This window comes from Homoserinibacter gongjuensis (assembly GCF_030161875.1).
Classification (GTDB): Bacteria; Actinomycetota; Actinomycetes; order Actinomycetales; family Microbacteriaceae; genus Homoserinibacter; species Homoserinibacter gongjuensis.
Genome location: NZ_BSVA01000001.1, coordinates 2,789,864 through 2,816,504 on the forward strand (window position 1 = coordinate 2,789,864; position 26,641 = coordinate 2,816,504).

17 protein-coding genes and 7 pseudogenes are annotated in these 26,641 nt (G+C 71.8%); 12 read left to right on the plus strand and 12 right to left on the minus strand.

From position 1 onward, the window contains the following. Positions 1-6: 6 nt before the first annotated feature. Together narH and QQK29_RS14985 are read right to left on the minus strand one after the other, a co-directional pair. Positions 7-1,686: a nitrate reductase subunit beta gene (narH, locus tag QQK29_RS14980; protein WP_284301414.1), complete on the minus strand. Its 1,680-nt coding sequence runs from the start codon at positions 1,684-1,686 to the stop codon at positions 7-9. Next, positions 1,686-5,425: pseudogene (locus tag QQK29_RS14985) on the minus strand (nitrate reductase subunit alpha). Before QQK29_RS14985 ends, narH begins: the two are co-directional and overlap by 1 nt. 179 nt (positions 5,426-5,604) lie before the next feature. On the opposite strand from QQK29_RS14985, the gene QQK29_RS14990 reads away from it, so the two are divergent. Continuing rightward, entirely contained in the window at positions 5,605-6,810 is a 1,206-nt protein-coding gene (locus tag QQK29_RS14990; protein ID WP_284301416.1) for an MFS transporter, read from the plus strand. Here the strand turns inward: QQK29_RS14990 and QQK29_RS14995 are convergent, their stop codons facing one another. Then, complete coding sequence (locus tag QQK29_RS14995) at positions 6,811-7,464, minus strand: helix-turn-helix domain-containing protein (RefSeq protein WP_284301418.1); 654 nt, start codon at positions 7,462-7,464, stop codon at positions 6,811-6,813. It lies immediately after the preceding gene. A 212-nt stretch (positions 7,465-7,676) separates the two neighbouring features. Here QQK29_RS14995 and QQK29_RS15000 point away from each other — a divergent pair, with 212 nt between their 5' ends. Then, positions 7,677-8,072 (plus strand): MogA/MoaB family molybdenum cofactor biosynthesis protein, encoded by a 396-nt coding sequence (locus QQK29_RS15000; protein WP_284301420.1) that lies wholly within the window; start codon positions 7,677-7,679, stop codon positions 8,070-8,072. After that, a pseudogene (locus QQK29_RS15005) lies at positions 8,023-8,447 on the plus strand (molybdenum cofactor biosynthesis protein MoaE). Before QQK29_RS15000 ends, QQK29_RS15005 begins: the two are co-directional and overlap by 50 nt. Positions 8,448-8,467: 20 nt before the next feature. Here the strand turns inward: QQK29_RS15005 and QQK29_RS15010 are convergent. The 7 genes and pseudogenes from QQK29_RS15010 to QQK29_RS15035 form a co-directional block, all read right to left on the minus strand. Next, positions 8,468-8,701, minus strand: a complete 234-nt coding sequence (locus QQK29_RS15010; protein WP_284301422.1) for a MoaD/ThiS family protein — start codon at positions 8,699-8,701, stop codon at positions 8,468-8,470. Then, a complete protein-coding gene (locus QQK29_RS15015) occupies positions 8,701-8,967 on the minus strand; it encodes a DUF6457 domain-containing protein (RefSeq protein ID WP_284301424.1) in 267 nt (88 codons plus the stop codon). The genes QQK29_RS15010 and QQK29_RS15015 overlap by 1 nt, the downstream gene beginning before the upstream one ends. After that, entirely contained in the window at positions 8,964-9,575 is a 612-nt protein-coding gene (gene mobA, locus QQK29_RS15020; protein WP_284301426.1) for a molybdenum cofactor guanylyltransferase, read from the minus strand. Before mobA ends, QQK29_RS15015 begins: the two co-directional genes overlap by 4 nt. Next, positions 9,572-10,048, minus strand: coding sequence for a cyclic pyranopterin monophosphate synthase MoaC (moaC, locus tag QQK29_RS15025; protein ID WP_284301428.1), 477 nt, complete (start codon positions 10,046-10,048; stop codon positions 9,572-9,574). Before moaC ends, mobA begins: the two co-directional genes overlap by 4 nt. Further along, positions 10,045-10,893 carry a molybdopterin molybdotransferase MoeA gene (locus QQK29_RS15030; protein WP_348533884.1) on the minus strand — a complete coding sequence of 283 codons (849 nt, stop codon included), beginning with the start codon at positions 10,891-10,893 and terminating at the stop codon, positions 10,045-10,047. Before QQK29_RS15030 ends, moaC begins: the two co-directional genes overlap by 4 nt. A gap of 85 nt (positions 10,894-10,978) precedes the next feature. Next, a pseudogene (locus tag QQK29_RS18160) lies at positions 10,979-11,377 on the minus strand (hypothetical protein); the annotation flags it as partial. Beyond that, positions 11,274-12,404: a ThiF family adenylyltransferase gene (locus tag QQK29_RS15035; protein ID WP_284301430.1), complete on the minus strand. Its 1,131-nt coding sequence runs from the start codon at positions 12,402-12,404 to the stop codon at positions 11,274-11,276. The gene QQK29_RS15035 and the pseudogene QQK29_RS18160, both read right to left, overlap by 104 nt. Positions 12,405-12,506: 102 nt before the next feature. Between QQK29_RS15035 and QQK29_RS15040 the strand changes: the two genes are divergently transcribed. The 9 genes and pseudogenes from QQK29_RS15040 to QQK29_RS15080 all read left to right on the plus strand — a co-directional run bounded on the left by QQK29_RS15040 (position 12,507) and on the right by QQK29_RS15080 (position 21,638). After that, a complete protein-coding gene (locus tag QQK29_RS15040; RefSeq protein WP_284301432.1) occupies positions 12,507-12,899 on the plus strand; it encodes a TOBE domain-containing protein in 393 nt (130 codons plus the stop codon). Position 12,900: 1 nt separating this feature from the next. After that, the gene (gene modA / locus QQK29_RS15045) at positions 12,901-13,731 is read left to right on the plus strand and encodes a molybdate ABC transporter substrate-binding protein (protein WP_284301434.1); all 831 of its coding nucleotides are present in this window, start codon (positions 12,901-12,903) and stop codon (positions 13,729-13,731) included. Continuing rightward, positions 13,722-14,541 (plus strand): annotated as a pseudogene (locus QQK29_RS15050) (ABC transporter permease). The gene modA and the pseudogene QQK29_RS15050 overlap by 10 nt, the downstream one beginning before the upstream one ends. Then, complete coding sequence (locus QQK29_RS15055; protein ID WP_284301435.1) at positions 14,538-15,695, plus strand: ABC transporter ATP-binding protein; 1,158 nt, start codon at positions 14,538-14,540, stop codon at positions 15,693-15,695. The pseudogene QQK29_RS15050 and the gene QQK29_RS15055 overlap by 4 nt, the downstream one beginning before the upstream one ends. Before the next feature lie 9 nt (positions 15,696-15,704). Further along, on the plus strand, positions 15,705-16,790 hold the full coding sequence (gene moaA, locus QQK29_RS15060; protein WP_284301437.1) for a GTP 3',8-cyclase MoaA: 1,086 nt from the start codon (positions 15,705-15,707) through the stop codon (positions 16,788-16,790). Positions 16,791-16,925: 135 nt separating this feature from the next. After that, a pseudogene (locus QQK29_RS15065) lies at positions 16,926-17,188 on the plus strand (GlsB/YeaQ/YmgE family stress response membrane protein). A gap of 91 nt (positions 17,189-17,279) precedes the next feature. Further along, positions 17,280-18,524 carry a DNA polymerase IV gene (gene dinB, locus QQK29_RS15070; protein WP_284301440.1) on the plus strand — a complete coding sequence of 415 codons (1,245 nt, stop codon included), beginning with the start codon at positions 17,280-17,282 and terminating at the stop codon, positions 18,522-18,524. A 37-nt stretch (positions 18,525-18,561) separates the two neighbouring features. Continuing rightward, positions 18,562-20,365: pseudogene (locus QQK29_RS15075) on the plus strand (DEAD/DEAH box helicase). 34 nt (positions 20,366-20,399) lie between these two features. Next, positions 20,400-21,638 carry an aspartate aminotransferase type Ic gene (locus QQK29_RS15080; RefSeq protein WP_284301442.1) on the plus strand — a complete coding sequence of 413 codons (1,239 nt, stop codon included), beginning with the start codon at positions 20,400-20,402 and terminating at the stop codon, positions 21,636-21,638. A gap of 7 nt (positions 21,639-21,645) precedes the next feature. Here QQK29_RS15080 and QQK29_RS15085 read toward each other — a convergent pair. Beyond that, positions 21,646-25,045 (minus strand): annotated as a pseudogene (locus tag QQK29_RS15085) (error-prone DNA polymerase). Then, entirely contained in the window at positions 25,045-26,619 is a 1,575-nt protein-coding gene (locus QQK29_RS15090) for a Y-family DNA polymerase (protein ID WP_348533885.1), read from the minus strand. The pseudogene QQK29_RS15085 and the gene QQK29_RS15090 overlap by 1 nt, the downstream one beginning before the upstream one ends. Positions 26,620-26,641: the final 22 nt, after the last annotated feature.

Sequence of the window (26,641 nt, forward strand, 5' to 3'; positions counted from 1 at the left end):
CGGAGCTCATCCGTCCTCCTTGCGTTTGCCGGGCTTGCCCGGCGTGCGCACCTCGGTCATCCCGGTCGGCGGGAAGAGACCGTCGGCGTCGCCGTTTCCGTCCCAGTTGAGCAGGTTGACGCGCCCGGGTGTCGAGGGTCGGTCGGCGGTCTGCCGGTCGGCGAGGATGTGGAAGTTCTCCACCGCGACGGGAACGCTCGGCCCACTCGAGGACCCGAAGGGACCGGCACCGCCCATGCCCGGTCCGCCCTCGAAATCGAGAGAGCACGCCATCTCCTCGAGCGCGTGCGCCTGCTCCGTATGGGCCGAGGGGATCACGTAGCGCTCCTCGTACTTCGCGATCGCGAGCAGGCGGTACATCTCCTCGATCTCGGTGCCCGTCATGCCGACGGCATTCGCGATGCGCTCGTCGCGCACGTCGTCGATGCTCACCCCGCGCATGTACGACCGCATCGCGGCGAGGCGCCGGAGCGACGCGTCGACGGGCGCGACGTCACCCGCCGTGAAGAGCTCGGCCAGGTAGCCGATCGGGATGCGCAGCTTGTCGATCGCGGCGAAGAGCGTGCGGGCGTCCTCGCCGTCGTTGCCCGAGCCGGTCACGACATCGACCACGGGGGAGAGCGGCGGGATGTACCAGACCATCGGCATCGTGCGGTACTCGGGGTGCAACGGCAGCGCGACCTCGTACTGCATGAGCTTCCAGATGGGGCTGCGCTGGGCCGCCTCGATCCAGTCCTCGGGGATGCCGCCCGCGCGGGCACCCTCGATGACCGCAGGATCGTGCGGGTCGAGGATGATGTCGCGCTGCGCCTGCAGCAGAGCCTTGTCGTCTTCGACGGATGCCGCCTCCGACACCCGGTCGGCGTCGTAGAGCACGAGCCCGAGGTAGCGCAGGCGCCCGACGCAGGTCTCCGAGCACACGGTCGGCAGCCCGACCTCGATGCGCGGATAGCAGAAGGTGCACTTCTCGGCCTTGCCCGTGCGGTGGTTGAAGTAGACCTTCTTGTAGGGGCAGCCCGAGACGCACATGCGCCAGCCACGGCACTGATCCTGGTCGACGAGCACGATGCCGTCCTCCTCGCGCTTGTACATCGCGCCCGAGGGGCAGGATGCGACGCACGAGGGGTTGAGGCAGTGCTCGCAGATGCGGGGCAGGTAGAACATGAAGGCCTTCTCGAACTCGGCCTGCACCTCCTCGCTCATCTTGGTGAGGATGGGGTCGTCCTGCATCGTCTCGAGCGAGCCGCCGAGGTTGTCGTCCCAGTTCGCCGACCACGAGATCTTCATGTCCTCGCCCGTCAGCAGGCTCTTGGGGCGTGCAACGGGCGTGTGCGCCGTGCGCGGCGCGTTGATGAGCATGTCGTAGTCGTAGGTCCACGGCTCGTAGTAGTCGTGGATCCCGGGCAGCTTGGGATTGGAGAAGATCCGCGAGAGCTTCGCGAGACGACCTCCGCTGCGCAGCTTCAGGCGTCCGCGCTTCGTGCGCACCCAGCCGCCGCCCCACTTCTCCTGGTCCTCATAGCCCCGCGGATAGCCCACGCCGGGACGTGTCTCGACGTTGTTGAACCACACGTATTCGACGCCCGTGCGGTTCGTCCACGCCTGCTTGCAGGTGACCGAGCAGGTGTGGCATCCGATGCACTTGTCGAGATTCATGATCATCGACATCTGAGCCATGACGCGCATCAGTACTCCACCTCCTGGCTACGGCGACGGATCGTGGTGATCTCGTCGCGTTGATTCCCCGTCGGTCCCAGATAGTTGAACGCCCACGCGAGCTGCGCGTAACCGCCGATCAGGTGGCTGGGTTTCAACAGGATGCGGGTGAGCGAGTTGTGGATGCCGCCGCGTTGTCCGCTCGTCTCGGCGATCGGCACGTCGACCGTGCGGTCCTTCGCGTGATACATGAACACCGTGCCCTCGGGCATGCGGTGCGAGACGATCGCACGCGCGACCACGACGCCGTTGCGGTTGTACGCCTCGATCCAGTCGTTGTCACGCACGTCGACCTTGCGGGCGTCCTCCGCGCTCATCCAGATCGTGGGGCCGCCGCGGCTGAGCGAGAGCATGAAGAGGTTGTCCTGGTACTCGGAGTGGATCGACCACTTCGAGTGCGGCGTGAGGTAGCGCACCGTGACCTCGGTCTGCTGCGCCGCGTAGGGTCCGCCGATGCGACGCGTCGTGCCGGGGCGCCCGTCGCCGAACAGGCGATGCATGTCTAGCGGTGGCCGGAACGTCGGCAGGTTCTCGCCGAGGTCCTCCATCCAGTCGTGGTCGAGGTAGAAGTGCTGACGCCCGGTGAGCGTGTGCCAGGGCTTCAGGTGCTCGACGTTGATCGCGAAGGCCGTGTAGCGCCGCCCGCCGTGCTCCGAGCCCGACCACTCCGGTGAGGTGATGACGCTGCGCGGCTGCACCTGCACATCCGAGAAGGTGATGTGCGCGCCCTCGTGGTCCTCGGCCAGGTGGGCCAGACGCTGCCCGGTGCGCTTCTCGAGCTCGCGGAAGCCCTGCACGGCGAGGCGGCCGTTGCTCGTGCCCGAGAAGGCGAGGATGAGCTCGCACGCGCGCTTGTCGCTGTCGAGCCGCACCGACCCCGCGAAGGGCCCGGAGGCCACGGTGCCGTTGAGACGCGCGAGGCGCTCGATCTCGACGTCGGGGCGATAGGTGACGGCCTTCGTCGTCATGCCGAGCTTCGCCGTGAGCGGGCCGAGCGCCTTCCACTGCTCGGCCAGGTTCGGGTAGTCGCGTTCCACGACGATGAGCTTCGCCATCGTCTGACCCGGGATGAGCGGCAGGTCATCGCGCGGCACGCCGTGCGGCGTGGCCATGACATCCGCGGTGTCGTGCTGCAGGGGCGCGGCCACGATATCGCGGCGCACCCCGAGGTGGGTGCGCGCGAGCTGGCTGAAGCGCTCGGCGAGGCTGCCGAAGATGTCGAAGTCGGTGCGCGTCTGCCACGGCGGGTTGATCGCGGGCGAGAACGAGTGGATGAAGGGATGCATGTCGGTCGACGACAGGTCGTACTTCTCGTACCAGGTCGCGGCCGGCAGCACGAGGTCGCTGAAGAGCGTCGTGCTCGTCATGCGGAAGTCGGCCGTCATGAGCAGGTCGAGCTTGCCGATCGGCGCGTCATCGCGCCAGCGGATGTCGCGCGGGCGCGCGTCTTCCGGCGTCTCGCTCGCGCGCACGGCGGACTCCGTGCCGAGCAGGTGCTTGAGGAAGTACTCGTTGCCCTTGCCGGAGGAGCCGAGCACGTTGGCGCGCCAGATGTCGATCACGCGGGGGAAGTTCTCCGGGGCGTCGGGGTCTTCGACCGCGTAGCTCAGCGAACCGTCGGTGAGGCTGTCGACGACGTGCTGGGCCGGCTCCTTGCCGGCAGCCTCGGCCTCGTCGCACAGATCCAGCGGATTCCGCGAGAAGGTCGGATGCGCGGGCATCCAGCCGCGTTTGACCGACTCGACGAGGCAATCGGCCGTCGTGCGGTCCTGAAAGACACCGCGCGCGAGCGGGGAGGCGAGCTGGTCCGCGGGCAGCCCGTCGTAGCGCCACTGGTCGGTGGCGAGGTACCAGAACGCGGTGCCGATGTTCTGTCGCGGCGGCCGGATCCAGTCGGCCGCCGTCGCGTACTGCGAGTAGCCGGTGAGCGGCCGCACCTTCTCCTGGCCGACGTAGTGCGCCCATCCGCCGCCGTTCACGCCCTGACAGCCCGTCATCGTCGTGAGCGCGAGGAAGGTGCGGTAGATCGTGTCGGAGTGGAACCAGTGATTGGTGCCCGCTCCCATCAGGATCATCGAGCGGCCGCCGGAGCGTTCGGCGTTGTCGGCGAACTCGCGTCCGAGGCGCGCGGCCTGCTCTGCCGGCACGGACGTGATCTCCTCCTGCCAGGCAGGCGTGCCGGGGGTCGTGGGGTCGTCATAGCCGCTGGGCCACTCGCCGGGGAGTCCCGCTCGGGCCACCCCGTACTGGGCCAGCAGCAGGTCGAAGACCGTCGTCACGAGCTTGCCTGCGACGCGACGCACGGGCACCCCGCGCACGACGACGCCCGATCCGCCCGCATGCTCCGAACCCGCCTCCGGCGGCAGGTCGAACCGAGGCAGCAGCACCTCGACCGATTCGTTCGTGTCGGCGAGGTCGGCGAGCGACAGAGGCGGCGTGACGTCACCGAGATCGAGGTTCCACGAGCCCTCGTCCTCGGGCGTGAAGCGATGGCCGAGGGATCCGTTCGGCACCACGGGCGCACCGGACTGATCGAGCAGCACGGTCTTGAACTCGGCACGCGGCGCGGTCGCCGCCTCGCCGCCGAGATCGCTCGCGGTGAGGAACTTGCCGGGCACGAGGCCCCCGCCGTTCGGCTCGAGCGTCACGAGGTAGGGGAGTCGGTGTAGCGGCGCATGTAGTCCTCGAAACGCGGGGTGCGCTTCTGCACGTAGTGCTCGGTAAGGATGACGTGGCCCATCGCGAGGGCGAGCGCGGCGTCGGTGCCGGGGTGCGGCGAGACCCACTCGTCGGCGAACTTGGTGTTGTCGGTGTAGTCGGGCGAGACCGTCACGACCTTCTGGCCGCGATAGCGCGCCTCGGTCATGAAGTGCGCATCCGGAGTGCGCGTGACCGGCACGTTCGAGCCCCACATGATGAGGTAGCCGGCGTTCCACCAGTCGGCCGACTCAGGCACGTCGGTCTGATCGCCGAACACCTGGGGGCTCGCCACCGGCAAGTCGGCGTACCAGTCGTAGAACGACAGGATCGACCCGCCGAGCAGGTTGAGGAAGCGCGCACCGGCCCCGTGCGACACCATCGACATGGCCGGGATGGGCGAGAACCCCGCGACCCGATCGGGACCGTAGGCCTTGACGGTGTAGACGTGCGCGGCCGCGGCGATCTCCATCGCCTCGTCCCAGGTGGTGCGCACCAGGCCGCCCTTGCCGCGCACGCTCTTGTACGCGCGCGACTTCTCGGGGTCCTCGACGATCGAGGCCCAGGCGTCGACGGGGTCGGGATGCTCCCGCTTGGCGGCGCGGTAGAGCTCCGCGAGCGTGTCGCGGATGTAGGGGTAGCGCACGCGCGTGGGGGAGTAGGTGTACCAGCTGAACGCGGCACCGCGCGGGCACCCGCGGGGCTCGTACTCGGGCGAGTCGGGACCGACCGAGGGGTAGTCGGTCTGCTGGGTCTCCCACGTGATGATGCCGTCCTTGACGTACACCTTCCAGGAGCACGATCCCGTGCAGTTGACACCATGGGTGGAACGCACGACCTTGTCGTGGGCCCAGCGATCGCGGTAGAAGACGTCTCCCGCGCGGCCGCCCTCGAGGAAGACCGACCGGAGGTCTGCCGAGACCTCGCCCCTGCGCAGGAACCTGCCCATTCCCACCAGTGCGTCGGCGAGCGGTCCGTCGGTGGCGGGCTCCGTGTGCTTGTCGGGAGTCATCTGCGTCCCCTCAGTCGCGAATGCCTCCACCCAATCACCGAGGTGAGGGAAGCGCTACTGCATCCGCCGGGTTTATTGCCTGCCGAGCGCGATCCAGGTGCGGGATTAAAACGCCCGAGACCGATCGCATCTCGCAGCACGCCCGGTAATCTCGCCGCAACGACGACGGGAGTCCCACGATGACCAGCCCTTCTTCCGCACCGGATCTGCGCGGCGGACTGCTTCAGGTGCTCCTGGCCACGGTGGCCTCGACCGTGGGGTTCTGGGCGTGGATGGCGATCTCGCCGTTGCAGGCGATCTACGCGTCCGAGATGGGGCTCGACCAGGGACAGATCTCGCTCATGCTCGCGACCCCGGTGCTCGTCGGCGCGCTCGGGCGCATCGTCGTGGGCGCCATGACCGACCGCTTCGGCGGCCGCCGGATGTTCGCCCTCGTGCTGCTCGTCTCGGTGCCCGCCGTGCTGCTCGTGGCCCTCGCCGGCAGCATCCGCAGTTTTCCGCTGCTCTTGCTGGGCGGTCTGCTGCTGGGCGTGGCGGGCACGATCTTCGCCGCCGGGGTGCCGTTCTCCAGCGCCTGGTTCCCGCCGAGTCGACGCGGCTTCGCCAACGGCGTCTTCGGCATGGGCATGATCGGAACGGCCGTGTCGGCGTTCGCGACGCCGCGGCTCGCCGAGGGGATCGGTTACCTCCCGACCCACCTGCTCATCGCGGGTGTCATGGTCGGCATGGCGGTCATCGTGTGGCTCTTCATGCGGGACTCGCCGGTCTGGACCGCGAGCCGTGAACCGCTCGTCCCCAAGGTCATGGGCGCTCTGCGACTGCCCGTGACCTGGCAGATGTCGTTCCTGTACGCGATCGTGTTCGGCGGTTTCGTCGCGTTCGCGACGTTCCTGCCGAAGTACCTCACGACGATCTATCCGAACGAGGTGGACCCCGTGGGCGCGGGCACCCGCACGGCGCTCTTCGCGGCGTCCGCCGTGATCGCCCGGCCGATCGGCGGCGTGCTCGCCGATCGTTTCGGCCCGAAGATCATCTCGCTCATCTCGCTCGCCGGCATCGTCTCGGCGGCCTACGTCGTCGGACAGGAGCCGCCGGAGGGGGTGCTGACGGGTGCCACCTTCCTGCTCATGGCCGCGGCGATGGGGCTCGGCATGGGAGCGGTGTTCGCATGGGTGGGCCCCTCCACTCCTCCCGACAAGGTCGGTGCGGTCACCGGCGTCGTCGCCGCCGCGGGAGGACTCGGCGGCTACTTCCCGCCGCTCGTGATGGGCGCGACCTATCACGCCGAGACCAACTCCTACGCGCTCGGCTTGTGGCTGCTCGTGCTCGTGGGGGCCGGTGCCCTCGTGGTGGCGGGGATGCTGCGCGACGCGCAGAAGCGGTGATCAGCTCTCGGATGCCGCATCGGCATCCGATTCAGAGCTCGCCGCGGTCGCGAGTCCGAGGTGCACGCGACACAGCTCGTGAGTGAGGCGCGGCTCGAGCAGCGTGAGACGCACGGGACCCGGCACCTGGCTCAGGGTGTCGTCGATGAGACGCTCGTGCACCCGGCACACGAGTTCCTGGTCGCCGTCGGCGATCGGCAGGAAGGGGCAGGGGGTCAGGTCGATCTCGAGGGCGACCTCGTCGAGTTCGGGCTCGAAACCGGAGTCGTCGAGGTGCTCGTACAGGGTGTCGACCTGATGGAGCGCGTCGTCGTCGAGGCCGGCGTGCGCTGCGCCGGCGTTCATGCGACGCAACAGGTCACCATGGCGGGTCGCCTGTTCCACCCGACGCGCGGCTTCCGGGTTGGCATCCGCTCGACGCACCGGGAAATAGCTCTCGGGCGGGCGCCCGCGCGTGCCCCCGTGCCGCGTGCGGTGGGTCACCAGCCCCTCGGCTTCGAGCACGACGAGGTGATCCCGCACGGTGTTCTCGTGCAGCCCCGTGCGCTCGGCGAGCTCGCGCAGCAGCAACCCCGGCGCCGCCTGGATCTCGGCCAACAGCCGCAGCCTGCTGGGCTGGGTGAGTCCGCGGAAGTCGTCGGTGCGACGGGCCATGAGGCGATTATCACCGACGTATCCGGCCGGGACCCACGACCTTGGTCCCGTATCGTGATCGAGGTGAGCTCTCGCGCCGTCGTGGTGACCGTCTCGGACCGGTCGGCCCGTGGGGAGCGCGTGGATGCCGCCGGCCCGATCGCGGTCGACGCGCTGTGTTCCGGGGGTTCGACTGCGATGCGGCACGTGTCGTGCCCGACGGCGCGGCATCCGTGTCCGATGCCCTTCGGGCGGCTCTGGCCGACGGCGCCCGGCTCGTCATCACGACGGGCGGCACGGGGGTGGCCCCACGCGATGCGACACCCGAGGGCACGGCACCGATTCTCACGCGAACGCTGCCCGGCATCTCCGAGGAGTTGCGCCGACTGGGGGCTACCGAAGCTCTCGGCGGCCTGTTGTCGCGTGGCGTCGCCGGCATCGTCGACCCGGGCGCGCTGAGCGCCGAAGGTGCCCTCATCGTCAACCTGCCGGGCTCGCCCGCCGCCGTCACGACCGGGATGCCGCTCGTGCTCGCGCTCGCGCAGCACGTGCTCGACCAGCTCGGGGAGGAGACCACCCATGACCGCTCGATTCGTGCAGATCACGGCCGAACCGTTGCGACTGGATGACCACCTCGCGGCCGTCGACGACGCCGCGACGGGCGCCGAGGTGAGTTTCGTGGGGCGCGTGCGCGACCACGACCCCGATGCCGGAGGCCGCGTCGTCGCTCTCGAGTACACGGCGCACCCGGATGCCGAAGCCGCCTTGCGCACGATCGCCGAGCGAGCGATCGGCGGCTCCGACGCGGTGGTCGCGGTCTCCCACCGGATCGGGCGCCTCGAGGTGGGGAAGCCGCCGTCGTGATCGCCGTGGCCGCGGCCCATCGCGGGGAGGCATTCGAGGTGTGCCGCGTGCTCATCGAGCGGATCAAGGCCGAGCTGCCGGTGTGGAAGCGCCAGGTGGAGGCCGACGGCACGACCGCGTGGAAGGGCATCGGCGGCTGAGACGCCTGCCGCGACGCCCGCTATCCGCCGGCGAAGGGCGGCAGCACGTCGACGAGCGTGTCGCTGCCGAGCGCGTGGTCGTCATCGACCCGCGCCCCGTCGACGAGCACGGCGCACCGCGGCAGGATGCCCGTCAACGCGGGGTGCTCCGCGAGCAGTGAGGCACGCAGCTCGCCCAGACTCGTCTCCGCGCGCTCCTGCGCGTCGGTGCCCACCGCCTCTTCGGCGGCCGCGAAGAATCGCACGCGCGCCATCACGCCTCCCAGCTACGCGCACGCCGCACGACGGTGTCGACGGCGGCCTGCACGTCATCCGGGGAGCCGCCTGCGCGTCCGGCGGCGAGCCCGGCCGCGAAGGCGCTGAGCGGTGCCGCCGGGCGGGCGACGCCGGCCGCGACATCGCGGGCGAGGTCGAGGACGAGCCCGATCGGAAGCTCGTCCGGCAGCTCGAGCTCGGTGCGGAGGGTCGCCGCCCAAGCCTCGAGGGCCTCCGGAGGGAGGGTGCGTGGCGATTCGTTCATGAGGTCTCCAGCCTTCCCGCGCGCGATCGCGCCTCGTCCAGATCTTGCCAGGTGTCGATGTCCCGCACCGTGTCGGCCGCCGCCGGGACGTGCTGGAGCGTGAGACCGCCGAGCAGCGCACGCATGGGTGCGTCACGTGCGACATCCGTCTGGGCCGCCGCGGCACGACGCAGGGCGTCGATGCGATAGCGCCCGGCGAGCCACTGCGGGCGGCCGTCATCGTCGACGAGGCAGACACCATCCGTGCTCCGCGGGACCACGGCCTCGCCGAGCGCAGCGACCGCGGCATCCGGATGCGACAGATCGCATGCCAGCAGGAAGGTCCACTCGGGTGCGATTCCGCGGCGATCCCAGGAGGCGAGCACGGCGACGACAGCAGCGGCGGGCCCCGCGAAGGGCGGCTCCTCACGCACCCAATCGACATCCAACTCCGGATCGAGCGCCTCGGCCGCGACCGTCACGGGCGCGCATCCGCGCACCGCGTCGACGGCGCTCCGCAGCAGCGAGCGGCCACCCACCTCCAGCAGCGGCTTCGCGACTCCGCCCATGCGGCTCGCGCGACCCCCGGCGAGCAGGATCGCGCCGGTTCCGTCCGCCAGCTCGCTCATTCCTCGTCGGCGCGCGCCCAGTCGCCGCTCTTGCCGCCGGTCTTGCGCACGAGTCGTACGTTCGCGATCGACGTGGACTTGTCGAGGCCCTTCACCATGTCGACGACGGCGAGCGCGGCGACCGTGACCGCGGTGAGCGCCTCCATCTCGACGCCGGTACGGTCGGCCGTGCGCACGGTCGCCTCGAGCTCGACACCGCCGTCGACGATGGTGAGGTCGACACTCGCCCCGTGCACCCCGATGACGTGCGCAAGCGGCAGCAGCTCCGGGGTGCGCTTGGCCGCCTGGATGCCGGCGATCCGCGCCACCGCGAGCACGTCGCCCTTCGGCACGGTGCCGTCGCGCAGCGCCGCGACCACCTCCGCACTGCACCGGACAAGGCCGCGCGCGGTCGCCGAGCGCACGGTCGGCTGCTTCTCGGTCACGTCGACCATGCGTGCGTGTCCGGCGGCGTCGAGGTGCGTGAAGTTCATGCCATCAGCATGACAGCGACGAGGTCACCGGCGTCGACACGATCCACCTCGGCGGGCACGATCGCGAACGCCTCGGCGCGCGCGAGTCCGCCGGCGAAGTGGGATGCCGAGCCCCCGTGGGTGGCCGGCCGAGCGGTCCAGCGGGCCGGGTCGCTGCGGTCGACGACGACGGGGAGGTACTGGCGGCGTCCGGTGGGCGAGCTCCAGGGAACCGACGCGGGGATCAGGATGACGGGGCGGTCGAGTTCCGTGCGTCCTTGCAGGGCGAGCAGGGCGGGGCGCACGAATACCTCGAACGATACGGCCGCACTCACCGGGTTACCGGGCAGCCCGAAGAGCAGGATGCCGTGCTCGCTCACCCCGAAACCCTGCGGCTTGCCGGGCTGCATCGCGACGCGCGCGAACTCCATCCACGCGCCGAGCGTGTTCTTGACCGGCTCGTAGGCGCCCGCGCTCACGCCGCCCGTGAAGACCACGACGTCGGCACCTGCCGCGTGCGCGTCCGCGACGGCACGCGGCGGCCCGTCGCCGTCGTCCGCAACCGTGGCACGCAGCACGAGCTCGCCCCCGGCCTCGGCCACGAGCCCCGCGAGCAGTTCGCTGTTGGACTCGGGGATCTGCCCACGACGCAGCGCCGACCCCGGGGGCATGAGCTCGGATCCGGTCGAGACGACGGCCACGCGCGGCGCGCGGGTGACCGTGACCTCGGCGACGCCGGCCGCCGCTGCCGCGGCGAGCTGCAGGGCACCCAGCGGCACGCCCGCAGGCAGCAGTTCGGCACCGGCGAGGGCATCCTCGCCACGACGGCGGATGTGCGCGCCCGCAGCGGTGGGCGCGCGCAGCACCCGGATCGTGCCGAGTGAGTCGGCGAGCCCCTGCGGTGTCTTCGAAGGGCACGATCGCATCCGCCGCCGCCGGAACCGGAGCGCCCGTCATGATGCGCGCGGCCTCGCCGGGCCCGAGCGGCGGATCCGCATCGGTGCCCGCCGGCAGATCGGCGACGACGCGGAGCGACACGGGCGCAGCAGATGCGTCCACGACATCCGCGTATCGCACGGCGAAGCCGTCCATCGCGGAGTTGTCGAACACCGGGATGTCGACGCCCGCCCGCACGGGCGCCGCGAGCGTGCGGCCTGCCGCCTCGGCAAGAGGAGGTCGACCGCCTCGAGCGGCGCGACGCGTGCGAGCACCCGCGCCCGCTGATCCTCGACGGTGCGCAGCTCGCTCACGACGCCGAGGCCCCGACCCGCGCGGTGCCCAGCAACTCGGGCCACGCGGCGAGCCCGCCGGAGAGAACGGCGGCGTCGACCCCGATGGCGGCGAGCGCATCGGCTGCGGTGCGCGCGCGTACCCCGTGGGCGCAGATCACGACGACGGGGCCGGGCCCGATCGCGCGCGGATCGGCCAGCACCTCGCCGAGCGGCACGAGCCGCGATCCGGCGACGACACCCTGCGCCGTCTCCCACGGCTCCCGCACGTCGAGAATCGCGGAGCCCGCATCCTGCGCGGCACGCGCCTCGGATGCCGTGAGCTGGCGAGGGGCCCCGACCGCGGGCACCACCGACGGCGCGGCGGGCGCAGCGCTCACCGTCGACGGCCGCAGCGGCACCTCGGTCTGCCGCGCGCGGAGGGCGTCCAGCACGAGCACGCGCCCGAGCAGAGGCTCGCCCGTGCCCGTGAGCAGCTTGATCGCCTCGGTCGCGAGCAGCGAGCCGACCTGCATACAGAACGCGCCGAGCACCCCGACGTCGCTGCAGCTGGGCAGCTCGCCGACGCTGCCCTCGGGGTAGAGGTCGCGCAGACGCACCGCCGGAACCCCGGCGGGTGGGGCCGACCAAAAGACGGTCACTTGCGCGTCGAAGCCCTGCACCGTTCCCCAGACGAGCGGGATGCCGAGCGCCTCGCACGCGGCCGCGACGGCGAGGCGGGTCGCGAAGGTGTCGGTGCCGTCGATCACGAGATCGGCCCCCGCGAGGATGTCTTCGGCGTTGTGCGGTTCGAGGCGCTCTCCGACCGCGCGCACGACGGTCTCGGGAGAGAGCTCGGCGGCGACCCGCACGGCGGACGCGGTCTTCGCCGCCCCCGCGTCGGTCGTGCGGTGGATCACCTGCCGCTGCAGGTTGCTCACCTCGACGACGTCGTCATCGATGACGGTGAGCGTGCCGACCCCCGCCGCCGCGAGGGCGAGCACGACGGGCGAGCCGAGTCCGCCGGCGCCCACCACGGCGACGTGCGCGGCGCGAAGTCGACGTTGCGCGAGTTCACCGAACCCCGCCAGCCGGGCGTGCCGTGCCGTGCGGCGGCGCTCGGCATCCGAGAGAGAGTCGACGGGGTCCACGAGGGGTGGCAGCGGCATGGGGCCAGGCTACGCCGCGCGCTTCCCGTCGCTCGCCGGGATAAACGCAAGTGCGGAGTTTTCACTGCCGGTGCTCCGCACCAGCGGACTATCGTGGACCGCATGCACAGCTACCGGATCACGGATGCCGCCCGCCTGCTCGGGGTGAGCGACGACACCGTGCGCCGATGGATCGACCGCGGCATCCTGCCCACCACGGGTGCCTCGCCCATCGAGGTCCCGGGCGATGCCCTCGCCGCACACGCTCTCGACCTGGCTCGGTCGGGGAACGATCCGAGCGACGTGCTCTCGAGCGCGCGCAACCGTTTCACGGGACTCGTGACGCGCGTGCGGGTCGATGGAGTCATGGCGCAGGTCGACATCCAGGCGGGCCCGCACCGCGTCGTCTCGCTCATGTCGGCGGAGGCCGTGCACGAGCTCGGTCTCGAGGTCGGATCGCTTGCCGTCGCGGTCGTCAAGGCCACGACCGTCATCGTCGAGACGCCGAGGGTCTGACGTGGCGGTTGCTCCGCGCCCGAGAGTCGTCCCGGCCCGAACCGCCAGGGCGCTCGTCGCGATCGTCGCCACCGCTCTGGTGCTCGTCGCGTGCGCGGTCGCGCCCGACGCGAATCCCCGGGACGCGCCCGCCGCCGGTGACGAGCACGGGCTGAGCGGTGAGCTGACGATCTACGCCGCGGCATCCCTCGCCTCCTCCTTCGGCGAGCTCGCCACCTCGTTCGAGGCCGAGAATCCGGGCGTCACGATCCGGCCGATCGTCTTCGACGGGTCGAGCACGCTCGTCACCCAGCTCGCCGAGGGCGCACCCGCCGACGTCTTCGCCGCCGCCGATGAGACGAGCATGGCCAGGGCCGTCGATGCGGGACTCGTCTCGGCCGACGATCCGGTGCTCTTCGCACGCAACACCCTCGTGATCGCCGTGCCTGCAGGCAACCCCGCGGGAGTGCGGTCGCTCGCCGACCTGACGCGCAGCGATCTCACCCTCGTGCTCTGCGCGGTCGAGGTGCCGTGTGGGGCCGCCTCGCAGAAGCTCCTGGCGCGTCACGGGGTGGAGACGGCCCCCGCGAGCTTCGAGCAGAACGTGACGGCCGTGCTCACCAAGGTCGCTGCGGGCGAAGCAGATGCCGGGCTCGTCTATGTCACGGACGTACGCGGACGCGACGACGTCGAGGGCATCGTGCCAGACGGCGCTCAGAACGTCGCCAACCGCTATCCGATCACCGCTCTCCGCGCATCCTCGAACCCGGATGCCGCCGCCGCGTTCGTCGCGTTCGTGACGGGCGAGCGCGGTCGCGCGATCCTCACCGAGCACGGGTTCGGATCCCCGTGACGGGCGGCACCCTGCCTCGCGTGCTCGCCGTCCCGGCGCTCCTCGGACTCGCGCTTCTCGTACTGCCGCTCGTGGCGCTCGTGACCCGCGTCGACTGGTCGACCCTGGGCGCCGACATCACCTCACCCGCCGCGCTCACCGCGCTCGGACTCTCCTCTCCACGGCGCTCGTGGCGACCCTCGTGTGCGTCGTGCTCGGCGTGCCCTTCGCGCTCGTGATCGCCCGCTCGGGTGCGCGCACCTCCGCCGTGCTCCGCGCGCTCGTGACCGTGCCGCTCGTGCTGCCGCCCATGGTGGGCGGGGTCGCGCTGCTCTTCCTGTTCGGTCGGCGGGGGATGCTGGGCATGCTGCTCGAGTCGTGGTGGGGGTGCGCATCCCGTTCACGACGCTCGCCGTGGTGCTCGCCCAGGTGTTCGTGGCGCTGCCCTTCCTCGTGCTCGCCGTGGAGGGCACGGTGCGCGCCCGCGGCGTCGACTACGAGCACACGGCGGCGACCCTCGGGGCGGGGCGCTGGCGCACGCTCACCCGGGTGACGCTGCCGCTCGCAGCCCCGGGACTCGTCGCGGGCGTCGTGCTCTGCTTCGCGCGCGCCGTCGGCGAGTTCGGCGCGACGGCGTTGTTCGCCGGAAACGCCCCCGGGGTCACCCAGACCATGCCGCTCGCGATCTACGCGGCCTTCAACGGCGCGGGGGTGTCGCAGGGTCCCGCCGTCGCCCTCGCGCTGTTGCTCCTCGTGACGGCGGTCGGCGTGCTCCTGCTCGTGCGCGGTTGGCGCACCGATCGCGTACCGACCGCGGAGGGCCGGCGGTGACGGGCGGCGCACTCGACGCGCGTGTCGTGCTCGAACGACGCGGCTTCCGACTCGACGCGCAGCTCGCGCTCGCCCCGGGAGAGGTCGCGGCGCTCATGGGGCCGAGCGGTGCGGGAAAGTCGACCCTGCTGGCGGCCATCGCGGGCCTCGTTCACGGCCCGGAGGCCCACGTGCGGATCGATGGCGCCGAGCTGGGCGGTGCGCGCCCGGTGCCTCCGCAACGCCGCGGCGTCGTGCTGCTCGGGCAGGAACCACGGCTGTTCCCGCACCTCACGGCGCGCGACAACATCGCCTTCGGCATGCGTGCGCACGGTCTACCGCGCCACACGGCGCGCACGGAGGCCCAGCGCTGGTTGGGCCGCGTCGGGCTCGAGGGTTTCGGCGATCGCCGACCCGCTGAGCTGTCCGGCGGCCAGCAGCAGCGTGTGGCGCTCGCGCGCGCCCTCGCGACCGCGCCGCGCATCCTGCTGCTCGACGAGCCGCTCACCTCCCTCGACCCGGAGACCGCGGGCGAGGTGCGTGCCCTGCTGTCGGAGCAGTTGCGCGCCGCGGATGCCACGGCGCTCGTCGTGACGCACGATGCCCTCGATGCGGCGTCGCTCGCATCCCGGCTCCTCATCCTCGAAGAGGGCGTCGTGACGCAGGCCGGTGCCGTGCGCGAGGTGCTGGCGGCGCCGGCGACGCGTTTCGCCGCCGCCGTAGCGGGCACCAATCGCCTGCTCGGGGTCGCCGACGGCGGATGCTGGAGGTCCGGTGGCGGCCCGCACCCGGTCATCCTGCGGGCCGACGACGAGGCCTCACGTCGGGCGGTCTCGCGCGACGGAGCACCGCTCGCGGCCCTCGTGCGGCCGGCCGACGTCGAGCTCGAGACTCTCGGTTCCCCGCAGCGGCACCCGGATGCGGGGGAGTGGGAGGCGCGCATCGTGCGGCTCGATCACACTCCGGGGGCGCGCGCGTGCAGACCGCCGATCCGCCCCTCGCCGTCGACGTATCCGCCGACACGGTGGCGGCCCTCGCGCTCGCGCCCGGGCTCGCGGTGCGACTGCGGGTCGCCCCCGGCGCGGTGCGATTCACGGGCGTCGTGCCGCGGTCGGGCGATGATGGCCCCGAGCGCGCACGATAAACCCGGTGGCGCTCCGGCCGCGCGCGGGTAGCCTCGAGGCATGGGCGCGGTTCCGATCACCCTCGCCGGGCGGCGATCCTCGGAGGCGAGCCCCATCGAGAACGCGGCGCCCGGAACGCCGCTCGTCGACACCCACGGCCGGGTACACCGCGATCTGCGCATCTCGCTCACCGACCGCTGCTCGCTGCGCTGCACCTACTGCATGCCCGAGCAGGGCAATGAGTGGCTGGCCCGCGCGAGCATCCTGACCCTCGACGAGATCGTCCGGGTGGCGCAGGTGGCCGCAGACGCGGGCATCTCGACCTTCCGGCTCACGGGCGGCGAACCGCTGCTGCGCACCGACGTCGTCGAGATCGTGCGCCGACTCGCCGTGCTCACGACGCCCGACGGCGCGCCGGTTCAGGTCGCGATGACGACCAACGGCATCCGGCTCCCCGAGTTCCTTCCCGCGCTCGTGGCCGCGGGGCTCGGACGCCTCAACATCTCGATCGACACGCTGCGTCGCGACCGATTCCGCGACCTCACCCGCCGCGACCGCCTCGACGACGTGCTCGCGGGCATCCGGGCGGCCGCCGCGACGGGGCTGCGGCCCCTCAAGCTCAACGCCGTCGCGATGCGCGGGGTCAACGACGACGAGCTCGTCGACCTGGTGGAGTTCGCGATCGACGCCGACGCGGAACTGCGCTTCATCGAGCAGATGCCACTGGATGCCGGGCACACCTGGTCGCGGGAGAACATGGTCACGCGCGAGGAGATCCTCGACCGGCTCTCCGCCAGGTGGCGGCTCGAGCCCGTGCCGGGGCGTGGCGGAGCGCCCGCGGAACGCTGGCGGATCGACGGCGGGCCGCACACCGTGGGCGTCATCGCGTCGGTCACCGCTCCGTTCTGCGGCAACTGCGACCGGCTGCGGCTCACCGCCGACGGGCAGCTGCGCAACTGCCTGTTCTCCACGAGCGAGTACGACCTCATTCCCGCGCTGCGCTCGGCGGCTCCCGAGGCACAGGTCGACCCCGCGCGGATCGATGCCGTGCTGCGCGCTTGCGTGCGCGGCAAGCTGCCCGGCCACGCCATCAACGATCCGTCGTTCCTGCAGCCGGCGCGCGGCATGAACGCCATCGGCGGCTGAGGCGCCCTACCATTTCGCAGCCCCTCGGCGCCAGGGCCTTGTCGGCGGGGCCCCGGAGGAGTTGACTCAAGGCTGCCGGGTAACCACCCCCGAACGGGTTACATCCCTCAGTCCCGGCAGAAACGGAGAGACCTCATGGGAATCCTCGGTTGGATCGTGCTCGGCCTCATCGCCGGCGCCATCGCCAAGCTCATCCTGCCCGGACGGCAGGGGGCGGCTGGATCGTGACCCTGTTGCTCGGCATCGTGGGCGCACTGCTGGGCGGCTGGCTCGGCTCCGTGCTCTTCAACGTCTCGCTCGACGAGTTCTGGTCGCTCCAGACCTGGTTGCTCGCGATCGGCGGTTCGATCATCGTGCTGCTCATCTGGGGCCTCATCTTCGGCCGCAAGCGCGTCTGAGCGCGAGCACCGCGAGCGCCCGTTCCGGTCCTCCGGGGCGGGCGCTCTCGTGTGCCACGCGGCGGTCGGTGGGAGGTGACAGGATGACCGCGTGAGCAAGCAGGACGGCACGGGCAGGCAGGTGAGCGCCGAGCCCGTCGATGATCCGGCCGCGCACATCATGCACGTCGACATGGACGCGTTCTTCGCCTCCGTCGAACTGCTCGAGCGCCCCGAGCTCGTGGGCAAACCCGTCATCGTCGGGCACCCCTCGGCACGCTCGGTGGTCACGGCCGCCACCTACGAGGCGCGACGCTACGGGGTGAACTCCGCCATGCCGATGGCGCTCGCGCTCCGTCGCTGCCCGCACGCCATCGTGCTCGAGCCGCACTTCGAGCGGTACGCCCACTTCTCGCGGCTCGTCATGCGGATCCTCGGCGAGGTGACCCCGCACGTCGAGCAACTGAGCGTCGACGAGGCCTTCCTCGACGTCGCCGGGGCCAGACGACTGCTCGGCAACTCCTGGCAGATCGGCACAGCACTGCGTGAGCGCGTGTACTCCGAGACGGGTCTGCGCTGCTCCGCCGGGGCCGCGGCCACCAAGTTCGTCGCCAAGCTCGCGTCGAGCCGGGCGAAACCCGATGGGCTGCTCGTCGTGCCGGAGGCTGCGACGCTGGACTTTCTGCATCCACTGCCCGTCTCGGCACTGTGGGGCGTGGGCGGCAAGAGCGAGGAGGTGCTCGCGCGCCTCGGCCTGCGCACGATCGGGGATGTCGCGCATGCTCCCGTCGAGATGCTGCGTCGGGCGATCGGCGACGCCGGTGCCGATCGCCTGCACGAATTGTCGTGGGGCCGCGATCCTCGCCCCGTCACCCCGGGCCGGGACGAGAAGTCGATCGGCCACGAGACGACCTTCGAGACCGATCGCACGGATGCCGCGGAACTGCATCGCGTGCTGCTGCAGCTCGCCGACGGCGTCGGCCAACGTCTCCGGCGTTCCGGCGTGCTCGGTCGCACGATCGCGATCAAGCTGCGTTTCTCGGACTTCACGACGATCAGCCGCTCGCGCACGCTCGGCGAGCCCACCGACGTGAGCCGCCGCATCTATGAGGCGGCGCGCGAGCTCTACGACCAGGCGAACAGCTCGGCGCGCCCGGTGCGCCTCATCGGGGTGCGGGCGGAGCAGCTCGTCGGCGACGGAGGGTCGGCCCTCGGCCTCTGGGACGACGATGAGGACTGGCGCGAGGCCGAACAGACCGTCGACGCGATCACCGAGCGGTTCGGGGCGGGAGCCGTGCGCCCCGCCGCCCTGCTCAAACCCGCGATCCAGCGCCGCTTCGGCCACGGCGACGACTGAGCTTGCGTGTCGCCGGCCGCGACTACCCTTGGGTCAAGTGAACGAGGCAACGGGTGAGCGGGTCTTCCGCGCGACGGCTGCCGCCGACCACCTCCCGCCGAGCTTCCCGGAACGCGCCGCCTGGGGCACCGCAGGCAAGCTGCGCGCGTGGCAGGAGGAGGCGCTCACCGCCTACTTCGACCCGACCGCGAGCGAGGCGAGTCGGCGCGACTTCCTCGTCTCGGCGACGCCCGGCGCCGGCAAGACGACCTTCGCGCTGCGGCTGGCATCCGAGCTCCTCCAGCGCCGCGTCGTCGATCGCATCACGGTCGTCGCCCCGACGGAGCACCTCAAGGTGCAGTGGGCCGATGCCGCGCACCGAGCCGGCATCCGCCTCGACCCGCGCTTCAGCAACCGGCACGGCCGCGAGTCGCGGCAGTTCCACGGCGTCGTCGTGACCTACGCCCAGATCGCCGTGCGGGCGAGCCTGCATCGCGAACTCACCACCTCGGCGCGCACCCTCGTGATCCTCGACGAGGTACACCATGGCGGCGATGCGCTGAGCTGGGGCGACGCCATCCGTGAGGCCTTCGAGGGCGCCACCCGCCGCCTCTCGCTCACCGGCACGCCGTTCCGCTCCGACACTGCGCCCATCCCGTTCGTGAGGTACGCGCGCGACGAGCGCGGCGTGCGGGTCTCGCAGACCGACTACGCCTATGGCTACGGCCGCGCGCTGCGCGACGGCGTCGTGCGACCTGTCGTGTTCCTCAGCTACGCGGGCTCGATGCGCTGGCGCACCCGAGCAGGCGACGAGATGGAGGCGGCCCTCGGCCAGGACGACACCAAGGACGTCACCGCGCAGGCCTGGCGCACCGCCCTCGACCCCGGCGGCGACTGGATGCCCGCCGTGCTCTCGGCGGCCGACCGACGCCTGCGCGAGGTGCGGCAGCACATCCCGGATGCCGGCGGTCTCGTGATCGCGACCGACCAGGCAGCGGCGCGCGCCTACGCCCAGATCCTCACCGATCTCACCGGCACGCCCCCACCGTCGTGCTCTCGGACGACGAGGGGGCCGGTGAGCGCATCACGCGCTTCGCAGAGGGCACGCAGCGCTGGATGGTCGCGGTGCGCATGGTGTCGGAGGGGGTCGATGTGCCGCGGCTCTGCGTCGGGGTGTACGCGACGAGCGCGTCGACGCCGCTCTACTTCGCTCAGGCCATCGGGCGCTTCGTGCGTGCGCGGCGACGCGGTGAGCTCGCGACGGTGTTCCTGCCGAGCGTGCCCGTGCTGCTGCGCCTCGGCGCAGAGCTGGAGCGCGAACGCGACCACGCCCTCGACCGCGAGACGCCCGAGGGCGCCCTGCTCGAGGATGCGCTGCTCGACGAGGCGAACCGCCAGGAGGAGACCTCGGCCGAGCTCGCCGACGAGTTCGAATGGCAGGCGCTGGCCTCGATCGCCACCTTCGAGAAGGCGATGTTCGACGGGGAGGAGTACGGCGCCCTCGCGACACCCGGCAGCCCCGAGGAGTGGGACTTCATCGGCATCCCGGGCCTGCTCGACCCCGAGCAGGTGTCCGACCTTCTCAAGCAACGCCAGCAACGCCAGGCGCGACGCGGCGAGGATCGGCAGGAGCGCGGCGAGGAGGAGACCCAGCCGCAGCCCTTGCATCGCACCCTCGCCGAGCAGCGCCGACTGCTGAACAGCCTCGTGAGCATCCACGCGCGCGGGACGGGACAGACGCACGCCCAGGTACACGCAGAGGTGCGCCGGCTCTGCGGGGGCCCGAAGTCGCCCGCTGCACCGTCGCGCAACTGCAGGCCCGGATCGAGCTGCTCCGCAAGCGCATCGGCTCCGTCAGGTAGTCGATCGGGCATGCCGAGCGGGTAGCGTTGAGGCATGACCTCCCGCCTCGAGAGCCTCCGCGAGGAGTACCAGGCGCTGCGCGCCCAGGACCTCTCGCTCGACCTGACCCGCGGCAAGCCATCCGCCGCCCAGCTCGACCTCTCGAATGCGCTCCTCGACATCGATCTCGGTGCCGACTACCGCGACGCTTCAGGCACCGACCTGCGCAACTACGGGGGCACGGATGGCGTGGTGGAGTTGCGCGAGATCTTCGCGGAACTGCTCGGCATCCCGGTGGCGCAGCTGCTCGCCGCGGGCAACGCGAGCCTGCAGCTCATGCACGACACGATCGTCTTCGCCCTGCTGCACGGCCTGCCAGGTGGCGAGCCGTGGTTCGGGCAGGACGTGGCGTTCCTGTGCCCAGCACCCGGCTATGACCGCCACTTCGCGCTCACCCAGGCGCTCGGCATCCGGATGATCGCGGTGCCGTATCTCGCCGACGGCTCACTCGACCTCGCTGCGATCGAGAAGCACCTCGCCGACCCGGCCGTGCGCGGCATGTGGCTCGTTCCCATGTACGCCAACCCGACCGGATCGACGGTCGACGAAGCCACCGCGCGTGCCCTTGTGGCCATGCCCGCGGCGGCACGCGACTTCCGCATCTTCTGGGACAACGCCTACGCCGTGCACCACCTGAGCGACGACGAGCCCGCGCCGCTGGACATCCTCGGCTTCGCCGAGGAGGCGGGCAACCCCGACCGGGTGTTCGTGTTCGCGTCGACCTCGAAGATCACCCAGGCGGGCTCCGGGGTGTCGTTCTTCGGGTCGAGTCCCGCGAACGTCGCGTGGCACAAGAAGCACACCTCGGTGCAGACGATCGGGCCCGACAAGCTGAGCCACCTGCGCCATGCGCGCTTCTTCGGCGACGCGGAGGGCGTGCGCGCGCACATGCGCAAGCATCGGGAACTGGTGGCCCCCAAGTTCGCGATCGTCGATCGCATCCTCACCGAGCGGCTCAGCGGCCACGCCACCTGGACGAAGCCGAGCGGCGGCTACTTCGTGACCCTCGTGGCCCCCGCACGCACCGCGTCGCGCGCCGTCGAGCTCGCGAAGTCGATCGGTGTCGCGATCACGCCCGCGGGAGCGGCGTTCCCGTACGGCGACGACCCGCACGACAGCGTCATCCGCATCGCGCCCACGATGCCGACCGAGGCCGAGCTCGAGGCGGCGATCGAGGCGCTGTGCGTGTGCGTGCTCTTGGCCGAGGCGGAACTCGAGGCCTCAGGGCGCTGAGCGCACGTCACCGGAAGTCGCGCGAGCGGTGCGCGACGCCCGCACGTAGCGGCTCGATCGCATCCGCGAGCACGTTGACGACCCCCTCGGTCGAGCGCTCCAGGATGCCGCGCACGATCACGGCGGGCTCGTCGCGCGCCACGCGGCGGTGTCTCGCCCAGAACCCGGCCCCGCAGATGACGTTGACGAGGCCCGTCTCGTCTTCGAGGTTCATGAAGGTGATGCCGGATGCCGTGGCCGGTCGCTGCCGGTGCGTCACGAGCCCGGCGACCTCGATGCGGCGCCCCGACTCGGCCGTCCGCAGCTGCTCGGCGCTCAACACCCCGCGCCCGGAGAGGCCCGGACGCAGGTGGCGCACGGGGTGGTCGTCGGGCGAGATGCCGGTGGCCCAGAGGTCGGCCGAGAGGGTCTCGAAGGCGGTCGGGTCGGAGAACAGGGGCGGCTGCACCGCCACGACCGTGCCGGCCAGGTACTCCGCGCGGTCCTCGGCCGCCGCGCCCGCTCGCCACAGCGCCTCGCGCGTGGCGAGCCCGAAGGGCTCGAAGGCTCCCGCGGTGGCGAGCGCCTCGAGCTGAGCGGTCGTGAGGCCCACACGACGCACGAGATCCTCCATGCTGCGGAACGCCCCTCCGTCTCGCGCGCGGCCACGATGCGCTTCGCGAGCGGCATGCCGATGCCCCGCACCGCGGCGAGCCCGAGCCGCACGGCCGAACCGCCGTCGCGGCGGTGCTCGCGCGTGAGGTCGGGGGCGGCCGGGTCGAAGTCACCCGGATGCGGCTGCCGCCGATCGCGGCACGTCTCGCGACCCGTCGGTGCAGGCACCGCACCCTCCTCGAGCGGCTCGAGCCCGGCATCCGCCCCGGAACGCAGGATGTCGGGACGCAGCACGCGCACCCCGTGCCGTCGGGCATCCGCGGCGAGCGAGGCGGGGGAGTAGAACCCCATGGGCTGCGCGCGGAGCAGCCCCGCGAGGAACGCGGCGGGGTAGTGCAGCTTGATCCATGAGCTCGCGTAGACCAGCAGCGCGAAGCTCAGGGAGTGGCTCTCGGCGAACCCGAAGTTGGCGAAGGCCTGGATCTGCGCGTAGATCTGATCGGCGGCCGTCCCCGTGAGCCCGTTCGAGGCCATGCCCTCGTAGAGTTTCTCGCGCAGCCTGTCGATGCGCTCGAGCCCGCGCTTGGACCCCATGGCCCGCCGCAGCAGATCGGCATCCTCGCCCGAGCATTCGCCGACGGCCATCGCCATCTGCATGAGCTGCTCCTGGAACACCGGCACCCCGAGAGTGCGTTCGAGCACGGGCACGAGCTTCGGGTGCGCGTAGACGATCGGCTCCTTGCCGAGCTTGCGGCGCACGAAGGGGTGCACGGCCCCACCCTGGATGGGACCGGGGCGCACGAGCGCGATCTGCACGACGAGGTCGTAGAAGCTTCTCGGCTGCAGGCGCGGCAGCAGCCCCATCTGGGCGCGCGATTCCACCTGGAACACCCCGATCGAATCGGCGCGGCACAGCATGTCGTAGACCGCGGGCTCCTCCTTGGGGATCGTCGCGAGCTCCCAGTGCTCGCCGGTCGACTCCCGGATGAGGTCGAAGCAGTGCTGCAGAGCTGCGAGCATGCCGAGCCCCAGCAGGTCGAACTTGACGAGCCCCATCCAGGCGGCGTCGTCCTTGTCCCACTGGATGACGGTGCGGTTCTCCATGCGCGCGTGCTCGATCGGCACGACCTCGCCGACGGGCCGATCGGTGAGCACCATGCCACCCGAGTGGATGCCGAGATGCCGCGGGGCCTTGAGCAGCTCGCCGGCGAGCTCGAGCACGGGACGCGGGATGTCGGAGTCGGCCACGGCATCCGCCTCGAGGTTCCACGCGTGCGCGTCGACCTGCTTCGACCATGCGTCCTGCTGGCCGGGGCTGTAGCCGAGGGCCTTCGCCATGTCGCGCACGGCGTTCTTCGGCCGGTACTGGATGACGTTGGCCACCTGCGCGGCGTTGCGACGCCCGTAGCGCTCGTAGACCCACTGGATGACCTCCTCGCGGCGGTCGGAGTCGAAGTCGACGTCGATGTCGGGCTCCTCGTCGCGCAGGCTCGAGAGGAAGCGCTCGAACGGCAGGCGGTAGGCGATCGCGTCGACGGCCGTGATGTTCAGCAGGTAGCAGACCGCGGAGTTGGCGGCCGAGCCGCGGCCCTGGCACAGGATGCCGCGGCTGCGGGCGAAGGCCACGATGTCGTGCACGATGAGGAAGTAGCCGGGGAAGTCCTTCTTCTCGATGACCTCGAGCTCGGCCTCGATGCGCCGCCGGTCGGCTTCGGCGAGCTCGGGGTAGCGCGTCGGCACGGCGGCCCACACGAGCTCGCGCAGGTACGACATGGGGGTGTGCCCCGCGGGCACCTCCTGCTTCGGCAGGGCGGGCTTGGCGCGCTTGAGCGGGAAGGCGAGCTGGGCCGCGAGCTCGAGCCCGTGCTCGATCGCGCCGGGGTAGCGCGCGAAGCGCTCACGCATCTCCCGGCCCGAGCGCAGGTGCGCCCCGCCCGTCGCCGGCAGCCAGCCGTCGAGCTCATCGAGGCTGCGGCGTGCCCGCACCGCGGCGACGGCGGCGGCGAGGTGCCGCCGGTCGGGACTCGCGTAGTGCACGTTGCCGGTCGCGAGCACGGGAAGCCCCCGCGCGGATGCCAGAGCCGCGAGGGCGTCGTTGCGATCGGTGTCGAGGGGGTCGCCGTGGTCGATGAGCTCGACATGCACCGCGTCGCGCCCGAACAACGCGACGAGCCCGTCGAGGGCGCGACCCGCGGCATCCGCACCCTCCCGCTCGAGGGCGCGCCGCACGGCCCCTTTGCGGCATCCCGTGAGCACCGCGAGATGCTGCCCCTCGCCGAGCTCCGCAAGCTCGTCGAGGTCGTACACCGGGCGGCCCTTCTCGCCTCCGCGCAGGTTCGCCTCGGTCATCGCGTGCGAGAGCCGGTGGTAGCCCTCGAGGCCACGCGCGAGCACGACGAGGTGCTCGCCCTCGGGGTCGGGCTCACCGTTCTGCGGGCCGGAGAGCCCGAGCGAGAGCTCGGCGCCGAAGACCGTCGCGACGCTCGAGCTCTCGGCCGCCTCGGCGAAGCGCACGAGCCCCGCGAAGGTGTCGTGGTCCACGAGCGCGAGGGCCGAGAGCCCGAGGCGTTCGGCCTCCTCGAGCAGCTCCTCGGGGAGGAGGCGCCGTCGAGGAAGCTGAAGCTCGAGTGGGCGTGCAGTTCGGCGTAGGGGAGAGCCTCCGGGTCGCGCACGAGCTCGACGGGCGGCAGGTACGGGCCGCGCTTGCGTGAGAACGCGGGGCCGTCGCCGCCGTCGCGCGCGTCGTCGGGGCGACGCCCCGACAGGGTGCGCTCGAGTTCGGCCCAGGGGATGGGCGGGTTGTTCCAGCCCATCAGTCGTACCGCCCCTCGGCCCACCAGCCCTCGGCATCCCGCACGAGCAGCCACGCGCATCCGCTCGCATCCACCGCCTGCAGGCGGTGCACCGCGCGCGCCGAGGCCGGGTCCCACCAGCGCTCCTCGAGCGGCCAGGGACCGGCCCACGCCGTGAGGTCGCGCCGAGTGCCGGTCTGCGACACGATGACGGCGGGGGCGGCGCTCACCCGGCCCCGCTCGTCGATCGTGACGGGCCGACCCCGCGCATCCTCGACATGCAGCGGCCGCGGCATCTCGTAGACGGTCGCGGGGGGCGGATCGGGCAGTGCACCCGGCCATGGCCGCGTACGTTCCCGCACCGTCCGGTTCGCTGCGCTGCCCGCGCCGTCCACGCGATCGCCCCACGGCACGAGCGTCTGCCGGTCGGCGGGGCGTCGCCCGCCCGCGAGTTGCGGGGTGAGCACCCCGCGATGCCCCACCATGCCTTGCACACGCGAGAGCACCGAGTGCACGCGTTCGTCGGGGCCGGTGCCCCACAGCCCCGACTCGTGGACGTGCACGGGGTCGACAGCCTCGGGGCTCACCCGCACCCGCACGACGGGCGAGCGCAACGCCTCGGTGGCCTGCAGCTGCCAGCGCACCCGGTCGACGACCTCCGCCGCGGAGAACGACCGCGGATGCAGCCACACGCGTTCGTCGACCTCGCCGCGTTCCCCCACGAGCTCGACCCGCAACGCCGTGCAGACGAGTCGCTCGCCGAGCAGGGCGCGCACGAAATCGTCGCACGCCGCCCGTACCCCGAAGGCGACCTCGTCGACGCGCTCGACGGCGGGTTCGAAGTCGACGATCGCGTCGATGTCGCGCGGGGGATGCGGGGGTCGCCGGTCGCGGATCGCGCCCACGCGCCAGGGCGTGCAGACGCGCCCCGAGCGGGCCGAAGCGCGCCGCGACGTCTGGCTCGGTGAGCCGCGTGAACTCGCCGAGCGTGCGGATGCCGAGGCGCGGAAGCAGCGACGCGAGCTCGGCATCACCGAGGGATGCCACGGGCAGGGGGCGAGGAAGGCGGGGGTCCCGCCCGGGGGCACGATGCGCACATCCGCGCGGGCACCGTCTCCGCTCACCTCCCCGGCGCGTGCCGCGAGCTCGGCCGCGAAGAGCCCCTCGGCGACTCCCACCCGCGCGCCGGACGCACCGTGCGACGCCGCGAGCCCGACGACCGTGCGGGCCGCCGCGAGTTCGCCGCCGTAGTAGCGGGCCGGCCCGCGCGCGCGGATCGCGGCCGTGCCGGGAGAGAGCGGATGCCACCCCGGCAGCGCCTGCTCGAGGGCGGCGAGCACAGGCTCGAAGCTGCGCGCGGCGATCGCCGGATCCTCCCGCTCGATGCGGAGCCCGGGGCACCGCGCCTGCGCCTCGCGCTGACGCATGTCGAGGCGCACGCCCGCGGCACGGGCCGCCGCGGTGCAGGCCACGACCCGGCCCGCGGCGATGAGCGCGACGGGCGCGCCGTCGGGCACCCGATGCTCACGCGCCTGCGCCCGCACGGCCCAGTCGGGAACGTGCAGCACGAGCAGGCGGGGAGCGGGCGAGGGCATGCCCTATTCTCGAACACCTGTT

Excerpts from the sequence above, each read along its gene's own strand:
- narH (WP_284301414.1), bottom strand. The coding sequence starts at position 1,686 with ATGCGCGTCATGGCTCAGATGTCGATGATCATGAATCTCGACAAGTGC.
- QQK29_RS14990 (WP_284301416.1), top strand. The coding sequence starts at position 5,605 with ATGACCAGCCCTTCTTCCGCACCGGATCTGCGCGGCGGACTGCTTCAG.
- QQK29_RS14995 (WP_284301418.1), bottom strand. The coding sequence starts at position 7,464 with ATGGCCCGTCGCACCGACGACTTCCGCGGACTCACCCAGCCCAGCAGG.
- QQK29_RS15010 (WP_284301422.1), bottom strand. The coding sequence starts at position 8,701 with ATGGCGCGCGTGCGATTCTTCGCGGCCGCCGAAGAGGCGGTGGGCACC.
- QQK29_RS15015 (WP_284301424.1), bottom strand. The coding sequence starts at position 8,967 with ATGAACGAATCGCCACGCACCCTCCCTCCGGAGGCCCTCGAGGCTTGG.
- mobA (WP_284301426.1), bottom strand. The coding sequence starts at position 9,575 with ATGAGCGAGCTGGCGGACGGAACCGGCGCGATCCTGCTCGCCGGGGGT.
- moaC (WP_284301428.1), bottom strand. The coding sequence starts at position 10,048 with ATGAACTTCACGCACCTCGACGCCGCCGGACACGCACGCATGGTCGAC.
- QQK29_RS15035 (WP_284301430.1), bottom strand. The coding sequence starts at position 12,404 with ATGCCGCTGCCACCCCTCGTGGACCCCGTCGACTCTCTCTCGGATGCC.
- QQK29_RS15040 (WP_284301432.1), top strand. The coding sequence starts at position 12,507 with ATGCACAGCTACCGGATCACGGATGCCGCCCGCCTGCTCGGGGTGAGC.
- moaA (WP_284301437.1), top strand. The coding sequence starts at position 15,705 with ATGGGCGCGGTTCCGATCACCCTCGCCGGGCGGCGATCCTCGGAGGCG.
- QQK29_RS15080 (WP_284301442.1), top strand. The coding sequence starts at position 20,400 with ATGACCTCCCGCCTCGAGAGCCTCCGCGAGGAGTACCAGGCGCTGCGC.
- QQK29_RS15090 (WP_348533885.1), bottom strand. The coding sequence starts at position 26,619 with ATGCCCTCGCCCGCTCCCCGCCTGCTCGTGCTGCACGTTCCCGACTGG.